General features: G+C 41.5%; 5 protein-coding genes and 1 CRISPR repeat array (1 of these 6 cut by a window edge). Of the genes, 2 read left to right on the top strand and 3 right to left on the bottom strand.

Annotated elements, in window-relative coordinates:
* Positions 1–101: 101 nt before the first annotated feature.
* On the bottom strand, positions 102–1457 hold the full coding sequence (locus QUA42_RS20480; protein WP_333139572.1) for an O-antigen ligase family protein: 1356 nt from the start codon (positions 1455–1457) through the stop codon (positions 102–104).
* Positions 1458–1490: 33 nt separating this feature from the next.
* Between QUA42_RS20480 and QUA42_RS20475 the strand changes: the two genes are divergently transcribed.
* Both QUA42_RS20475 and QUA42_RS20470 read left to right on the top strand, forming a co-directional pair.
* A complete protein-coding gene (locus QUA42_RS20475; protein WP_333139570.1) occupies positions 1491–2921 on the top strand; it encodes an SLBB domain-containing protein in 1431 nt (476 codons plus the stop codon).
* A 25-nt stretch (positions 2922–2946) separates the two neighbouring features.
* Positions 2947–5178: a polysaccharide biosynthesis tyrosine autokinase gene (locus QUA42_RS20470; protein ID WP_333139567.1), complete on the top strand. Its 2232-nt coding sequence runs from the start codon at positions 2947–2949 to the stop codon at positions 5176–5178.
* A gap of 248 nt (positions 5179–5426) precedes the next feature.
* Here the strand turns inward: QUA42_RS20470 and QUA42_RS20465 are convergent, their stop codons facing one another.
* Both QUA42_RS20465 and QUA42_RS20460 read right to left on the bottom strand, forming a co-directional pair.
* Positions 5427–6326: a S1 RNA-binding domain-containing protein gene (locus QUA42_RS20465; RefSeq protein WP_333063140.1), complete on the bottom strand. Its 900-nt coding sequence runs from the start codon at positions 6324–6326 to the stop codon at positions 5427–5429.
* Positions 6327–6425: 99 nt separating this feature from the next.
* Positions 6426–7172 carry a dienelactone hydrolase family protein gene (locus QUA42_RS20460; protein WP_333139565.1) on the bottom strand — a complete coding sequence of 249 codons (747 nt, stop codon included), beginning with the start codon at positions 7170–7172 and terminating at the stop codon, positions 6426–6428.
* 1010 nt (positions 7173–8182) lie between these two features.
* A CRISPR array of direct repeats spans positions 8183–8708; the repeat unit is 37 nt; unit sequence GCCGGAAAAAACCTAAAACCCTATCAGGGATTGAAAC (it continues 2484 nt past the right edge of the window).

Raw genomic sequence — 8708 nt, 5'->3', positions numbered from 1 at the left:
ATTCATTTTTTTTGTCATAATCAAGTATTGCATATAATTGTACCGTACTCATGATAATGATTTAGGATTGCTATAATACGCCTGACCAAATACTGACCTCATCAGTGTGGATTCTCCTTAGCTGTCCTATCTAAGCTCAATTTTACCGATAAAACTACATACCAACACCAATAAGTACCAACCCCCAATAGTCCCGACTCTGTCAAATTGGTCATTAGAATAAATGTTAATAAATACAAAGGCAAACCGGACTCTGGAAAACTTCCTTTAACTAGGTACTTTATACCTCTAAATATATTATTAAAAAATGACCCAATAAACAACAATAGTCCGGCCCAACCCAGTTCGCAAAGTATATCAATAAAACCATTGTGAGAGTGGGGTGGCACAAAACCAGTTTTAGCTACTACAATTCCGTAAGCGGGATTTTCCGAGCGACGCCACCACTGCCAAAATCCTTTTATTCCATAACCAAATATGGGATTATTTTGATTAATTCGCTCAATAATTAAAGGCCAAAACTCGGTTCTACCGGTTAAAGTCATATCTTTTTTCAAACCATCCACAATAATAGCCTCTAAATTATTTAATACCAAAATACTTATACCTACACTACCGACTAAAAATAAGATAAAGCAGAGAAAAGCCCATTTTACAGGTAATCTTTTTAAGAGGGCTAAATAACTCCACAAACTGATTAATACCACGGTCAAAATCCGACTAGCACCACTACAACCTTTTTGCAATCCTACTAAAGCTATTAAAGTTATAAATAATGATAAATATCGATACTTGCGATCCTTAAAAGCATATAAAATCCATAAAGAAGCTGTATTAGCCATTTGAAAAGAAAAAGGGTTTTTATGACCTAAAACTCCTGTCCAACAACCGTCCGGCGCTGCATTGGTTTTCACAAGTAACCATAAAGCTAATAAACCAGTTAGCCATCTCAATAATCCATAAATTTCTAACCAACTATACACTTTACCTACATAAATAGAAACCAGTGTTATTCCCCAAATAGCACCAATAGCCCTAAATGTAATTTCAGGAGTTTGTGACCACAAGCCAGATAAAGTCATAATTAACAAAAACAAACCTAAAAAAATGTCTCCTGCTATCCACTTAATGCACATAGAAACAGTTTTTTGGGTAGTTTTAGTTAAACGGGGAAATAGCATTAATATCATAGCCCCATAAATGGCAATTTGAGCAATCATCGTTGGGGGTGTAGTTTCTAAGTTGTAGAAAACGTTAGGATGGAGTTTGGTAAAGGGCATGGCGATGATACCAGATCCACCAGTTATGGTAAAAAAAAGTATCCCCACAAAAATCTTTTCTAATGTGGCACCCAATTTGGGATGGCGTGCAGCTAAAATATAAATAGTCACAAAGACGATAAGCGTTAAACACAATAGCATCAACGCAAACATCGGCACCCTTAAAATATCTTTCATGGCTTTACCTCTATCATAAATTTGTTACTACCTATGAAATGGCTTACTCTACGTGCTTTACAACTGCCACTGCTGGCGCTGGTAGTCACTCTCTCCTACCCTCAAACCAACCTCGCTCAGTCGCCAGCCCCCGCAATAAGTATTAATACTGACTACTATCTAGGTGGTGGAGACAATATTAGAATTGATATCTACGATCTGCCTCAGCTTAGTGGGGAGTATCAAATTCCCGCTGGGGGAGCTATTCAAATCCCCATTATTGGTAGTATTTCCCTTCAAGGATTAACTTTAGAACAGGCAGCCCAAGTTATCACTAGAGCTTATGGCCAGGTTGTGAAAAAACCTTTAGTTACAATCAGCTTACAAGCTGCCCGCCCGCTTAATATTTGGTTATCGGGTGAAATAAGTCGTCCTGGCTCCTACTTATTGCCCTTAGCTAATGGAGGTGGAACTAGACCATCTATTCAGTTTCCCACGCTTCCTCAAGCTTTAGAAAAAGCTGGGGGTATTCGAGCTAGCGCTGATATTCGACGAGTAGTTGTGCGGCGTCGGCTCACGGCTAACAAAGAAATAACTATCACTTATAATCTGTGGGATTATTTACAAACTGGTCAGACCAGCCAAGATATCACGTTGCGAGATGGAGATCAAATCTTGGTTCCTCCTCAAGAAACAATTAATTTAGCAGAAACAAATCAACTTAGTGAATCTAATTTTTCTATACCCGCAGAGCAACCCCGTACTGTCTCAGTATTCGGAGAGGTGAAGCGTCCCGGTAGATATGTAGCGATTGGTGGTGATACCCAAAATGGTCAAAGAAGCAACGGACAGCCGACAATTATTCGTGCTCTACAACTAGCTGGTGGAATCACATCAATCGCTGATATTCGCCAAATCCAACTCCAACGTTATACTAGAAGTGGGAAACAACAAGTTAGAACTATTAACCTCTGGCAATATTTGCAAGAACAAGATACCTCTCAAGATACTATTCTACAAGAAGGGGATATCATCTTTGTCCCGACAGCGACCGCAATCGACCCCGGAGAAGTTTCGGTTCTAGCTACTGCTAGCTTTGCTCCAGGGACTGTGCAAGTGAGTGTTATCGGAGAAGTCAATACTCCGGGTGGACTCAAATTACCTCCTAATACTACCTTAAATCAAGCAATTATGAGTGCGGGGGGTTTCAGACCAAATCGCGCTAACTCTAGATATGTGGAACTGATCAGGCTGAATCCTAATGGCACTATATCCCGCTCGGAAGTATCAATTAATTTGAATCAAGGAATTGACGCTCAAAGCAACCCACTGATTCAAGATAATGACATAATTATAGTGGCACGTTCGAGGACTGCTATCTTTGTAGACAACATTAACACTGTTCTCTCACCAGTTAATAATATTATTGGTGGAATTCTCGTTCCCACCCGACTGATAGAGCTACTCAGACTATTCGGAAATTAGGAATTAAATAACATACATTTTTGCTATGGATAAAAAACTGTTGTCTTCCCTCAAGAATGACCTTAATGGTCAATATTTATCTGTTCCCTCCGCTAATTACCTAGCTAGTACCCCAGCAGAGGATGACCAAGTTCTTGATATGAATTGGGTACTAGCTGTCGTCAAACGTCGCCTTCTGGTGATGGGCATAGTAGCGGCCAGCATAGCTACTTTAAGCGGTAGTTTCGTGCTCAGGGCTGCCAAAAACTCTATTAGTGAGTATGAAGGAAAATTTACAGTTTTAGCCGAACCCATTACGGCTGAGGATCGGCTATCAAAGCTCTTTGTTCAAGCTCAAAATAACAGTTTAGGCATCACCGACTTGAACAAAATTAAATCATCAGCAGAAGAAGGTTCTTCGGTGGATTATCAAAGTTTATCGCGGGTTTTAAAAAGCCCCGAAGTGTTACTACCATTAGTTAATAAATTGCAAACAAAATATCCAAAGTTTGACTATAAAAGTCTCAGTAGCCGCTTGGTTATCCAACGTGTTACTTTCTTGCGAGATGGGAAGCAGGGTGGTACTAAACTCCTAGATATTAGCTATCGCGATCGAGACCCCAAGCGCATCCAATATGTCCTGGATGAAACTGCCAAATATTACCTAGAATATATGGATAAAGAGCGTTTAAAAGTTAACAAACAAAGTATTGACTTTATCGCTCGACAAATGCCACCACTCCAGCAGAAAGTTGATAAATTGCAACAAGAATTACAAATGTTAAGAGTTCAGTATAACTTTAATCAACCAGAAGTACGCAGCCGCAGCCTATCAGATCAGCTAGATAATTTAACTAATCGTCGCCTAGAAGTGCAAGTACAACTAGCAGAAAGTAGGCACCAATATGAAAGCTACAATAAAAGAGCTTTAACAGGCGATTATCGTTGGATTGTTGATATTAGCCCCAAGTCTTATGAAAATTTAATTAGCAAAGTCAATGAAATAGAGTCGCAATTAGCTTTAAGCTCTACTCAATTTTATGAAAATAGTCTTCCCATTCAATCTTTGCGGGAAAAGCAGCAAAGTTTGCACGATTTAATGAAAAAAGAAGCTGAGTCTGTCATTTTTCAGATGAAAACACAACTCGAACAGTTGGAAGCTCGCGAGCGATTGATAAGTAATAGCCAAAATTTACTGCAAGCAAAAATCACTCAAATGCCTCAAGCTCAACTTCGCTATGATGACATACAATTAAAACTAGAGTTAGCTAAAGATAATCTCAAACTGTTCATCGAAAAACAAAAAACTTTGCAACTAGATTCTGGTCAAATAGATGGGTCTTGGCAAATTATATCTAAACCACAATTAGTCACAAACGAAAAAGGTGATCTCTACCCAGTAACAGAAAAACCAACCCGTCGCCACCTAGCGATCGCGCTCGTTATTAGCACTTTACTAGGCATTGCTATAGGTTTCCTAGTAGAAGTTTTAAATACTGTTTTCCATACTCCCGAAGAAATTAAATCAGCAACTAAGCGCCCTCTTTTGGGAGTCATTCCGATCGCCAAAGCGATGAAAATTAAATCTCGTAGAGGTGAAAGGGTTCCCGCTCAATTCAGTAGCGTAAGTTCCAATACTAACAGTGCAAGCTTAAAACGAATAATAGTTTCCAATTACAAAGATTTTCCTGTGGTCGAGGCATTTCACTACTTATACACCAATATTCAATTATTAAATGCGGAACACCCAATAACTTCTTTAACCATCACTTCTACCATTAAAGGTGAGGGTAAGTCAACTGTAGCACTTTATTTAGCTAAAACTGCTTCTGCTGTTGGTAAACGGGTATTATTAGTGGATGCTAATATGCGTTTGCCTCAACTGCACACATACCTTGGCTTATCAAATATGAAAGGTTTAAGTAATGTTTTAAGTTCTGATTTAAGCTTAAATGAGGCTATTCAGCGATTACCAGATGATGACAATCTTTTTGTCCTTACAGCAGGTACTATTCCCCCTGATCCAATTAAATTACTTTCTTCGAGAAAGATGCACTATTTAATGGAACAATTCCTAGCCTTATTTGATTTAGTCATTTACGATACGCCGCCTTTGATTGGTTTAGCAGACGGCCATTTACTAGCTTCTCAAACGGATGGTACAGTGCTGATAGTGAAAATAGAAAAAACCGATCGGGGTCTGGTAAGCAAAGCTTTAGATCAACTAAATGTAGCCGATTTTAAAGTATTGGGAGTAGTAGCTAATGGGGTTAAATAACTAACGCTAAAATGAAGTTAGATAGCCAAAGGAAGAAGTAAGACTATTTTGATTTTTTTGTTAGCGAGAGGTATTAGATTACTGGATAGGGGTTTGGAGTTAGCCTATAGTGGGATTATTTTTGGGAACTGGTAGAAGAAGCCGATATAAAATGCAAAATAAGTAAATCAACCTAATTAAACCTAAAACCCTCGCACTCTTACCACCCCGACTTCTTTAAGAATTCGGGGTGGCCATTAGATCAAGACTTAAGAAAGAGTCTTTCTAGCACGTTCCGATCGCTCTTCTGCCGTATCCATAACATCCGCCATTTTATCCACCATTTCCCCTGGATAATTTTCCAGTACCCGAGTAGAAAGCGAAATCCGGCCGCGACTTTCATCGAGGTCAACCACGATCGCTTTCAGGGGTTGACCGGGAGCAAACACCTTTCCAAGGTTATCAATATATTTTTGGCTAACTTGCTTGATGTGGAGCAAACCGCTAACTCCTTCCAAGTCCACAAACACGCCAAAAGGCTTGATGCTGCTGACTTTTCCTTCGACCAACTGACCAATTTGCAAATCCTTGAAGGCATTCGATTGAGTGGCCATCCGCTGGGAAAGTACGAGTTTTTCTCGTTCGCGATCGACCTCCAAAAAATTCACGCTCAAAGATTGACCGATCAGCGATTCTAGGTTATCGCGTTCCACTAAGTGCGATCGGGGAATAAAACCGCGCATTCCCTGAACATCTACTGTCACGCCGCCCTTATTCGCCCCAGAAACCCGCACCTGAAGAACTTTACCGGTTTCCTGCAATTCAATTAAATCTTCCCAAGCTTGCTGAATTTGTAACTGCCGCAGAGACAAAGTAACTTGGCCATCTGCGTCTTGTTCGCGGATAATCAAAAAGTCCCGTTCCTCGTCCAGCGGAACCACTTCCGACAAATCCGTTACTGTTCTCAAAGCAGCCTCTTCGATCGGCAAAAAAGCCGAAGACTTGCCGCCGATATCAACATACGCGCCATTTGAGTCGTACTCGAACACTTTGCCGCGCACTACTTGTCCCTTCTGGAACTCGTAATTGTGCTGTTCGAGGGCTTTAGCAAAATCATCCATTGAAAAGGATGCTTTTGCGCTTTGAGAACCTGTAGATTTGGAATTCATGTCAGTTTAGTTGTCAGTTGTCAGTAATTTAGTTGGCAGTCGTCAGTAGAAAAAATTTTCCCACTCTCCCCATCTCCCTATCTTCCCATCTCCCACTCTCTAAGCTGGTTGAAGTTGCTGATGAAATAGCTGCTTCACCTGCACCCACGAGTCGGCTGCTGCCGTAGCGTCGTAACTGCCGCGGTGGTCGCAGAAGAAGCCGTGATCGGCATTGTAGCGGAAAATTTGGTGAGAAATACTGTGTTTTTGCAATTCGGCGGCGATTTGGTCAACTTGTTCTAAGGGAATGCTGGGGTCTTGAGTGCCAAAAAAGGCGTAGAGAGTGCCTTTAATGTCTGCTGTGCGGGCGATCGTCGGGGTTCCGCCCCCGGGGGTGAGAGTGGCGATACCGGCGCCGTAGAACGACGCTGTAGCCTTGATTTCGGGCAAAGTAGCGGCGAGGTAGGCGACGTGTCCTCCAAAGCAGAAACCGATGCAGCCAAAACCTTCTGGTTTGACAGAGGGTAGAGTTTTGAGGTAATCGATGGTGGCTTGGATATCGCCGAGAAGTTCGGAAGCTGTGGTTTTTTCTTTGTATTCTCTGCCGAGTTGGATGGCTTCGGGTGTGTAGCCGGTTTCAAAGCCGGGGGCTTGACGCTGGTAAATGGCTGGGGCGATCGCCACATATCCTTCTTTTGCTATTCTTTCAGTAACTTCGCGGATGTGCGAGTTGACGCCAAAGATTTCTTGAATTACGATAACTGCGGGAAATTGCCCTGGGGAGGTTGGCTGGGCTAGGTATGCAGCTATTTGTAAATCCCCGTTAGGAACTGTGATGTTTTTGGCGCTAATTTCGGCTTTTGTCATAGGTAGTTTTAAGGTAAATGCCACTCTACTGATTTTAAGTTAATTTGGGGAATTTTTAGGCAATTCGCCCCTAATATTTTTCGGAACCGCGAAGTGCAAATACCGTAAATATGGCAGGTAAAAATTTGCTATTTATTGAAAATCTAGGTTTTGCTAAATAAGTCTGGGTCGATCGCTCCTAGCAATTCATTGGGATAAAATATCGGTCAAATATAAATTTTGGTCGGTGATGGGCTCAAACATAGATTTGGATAAGCCTAAGGTTGAGAACATTTTATCTGGCTTGTTCGTGATATTTTTTAGATAAGTGTCTAACTCGATTAGCTGTGAAATATGAGCGATTTTTTTTACTATATCGGAGTAGATTTTAAATCCCTTTGCTTTTTGGTGGGCGGAATAGTTGTGTTTTTTTTACTAATTTTAAGTAGTCTTTTAGGGCTATATTGCGGTAGGTTGTTGGTTTTTCCTTGAGCTTCCCTTTATGGGCAGTGGATGTAGTACAGTGTGTTTGACTGTGCTCAATAGAGTGAGACTGAGTATGGTAAGTTACGATCGCCACGCCGCAGAAAGTCATCAAACCAGTTGAGGAGATGGATGCAGGCTAGGACTCCAATCTAAGTTACGATCGCCACGCCGAACAAAGTCATCTAACCCAAGGAAGAGTGTATTTGGTTTTTTCCGCTGTGCGCTTGCTGTCAGACTAAGATCGAAGGTATTGGTGGCGTAGAGCCCGTTGAGCGCACAATATTTTTTGCTGAGTTTGCGTCAAGGGGTAGGTGTTAAAATCCGAATATCAAATTTTTCGGCTCAAACTCATGTGCAGCAAGAGTTTGATGCCCCTAGTGTGAAAAAAAGATTGACGGAAAGTCTGAAAGCTTTACAGGATAAGGTTTTGGAGTGAGTATGGAAACTCGGGTATTGACAAGCCGAAGGCTGGAATGGTACTTTTCTTTTAGATCGACGCAACTGCACCTTGAAAACCAAATACACCCTGGCTTCTGGAACGGGCGGCCGGAAAAAACCTAAAACCCTATCAGGGATTGAAACTTTTCTGCGAGCGCCTAGCTTTTTTCAGCGATCGCGCCGGAAAAAACCTAAAACCCTATCAGGGATTGAAACAATAAACGCCGAACCCGTTGGGGATCATCCGGATGCAGCCGGAAAAAACCTAAAACCCTATCAGGGATTGAAACAAATAGTAAGCAATCAAGGGCGATCGCGCCCTTAACGCCGGAAAAAACCTAAAACCCTATCAGGGATTGAAACAGGCATCGCGGCGGGTGTTGATGTTCCAGAGGCTGAGCCGGAAAAAACCTAAAACCCTATCAGGGATTGAAACAACATACGATCGCGCACGGGTTCACGTTCCATCAACTGCCGGAAAAAACCTAAAACCCTATCAGGGATTGAAACTTTTTACTTGCTTTCTAGGTTGCGATCGCCTCGCCGGAAAAAACCTAAAACCCTATCAGGGATTGAAACGTCGATATTATACCCAAGGAAAAAATCTCAGCAATAAGCCGGAAAAAACCTAAA

It is taken from the genome of Microcoleus sp. Pol11C2, assembly GCF_036701505.1.
Taxonomy (GTDB): Bacteria; Cyanobacteriota; Cyanobacteriia; order Cyanobacteriales; family Microcoleaceae; genus Microcoleus.
The sequence above is the reverse complement of the archived record's forward strand: the minus strand, read 5'-3'. Positions and strand labels throughout refer to the sequence as shown.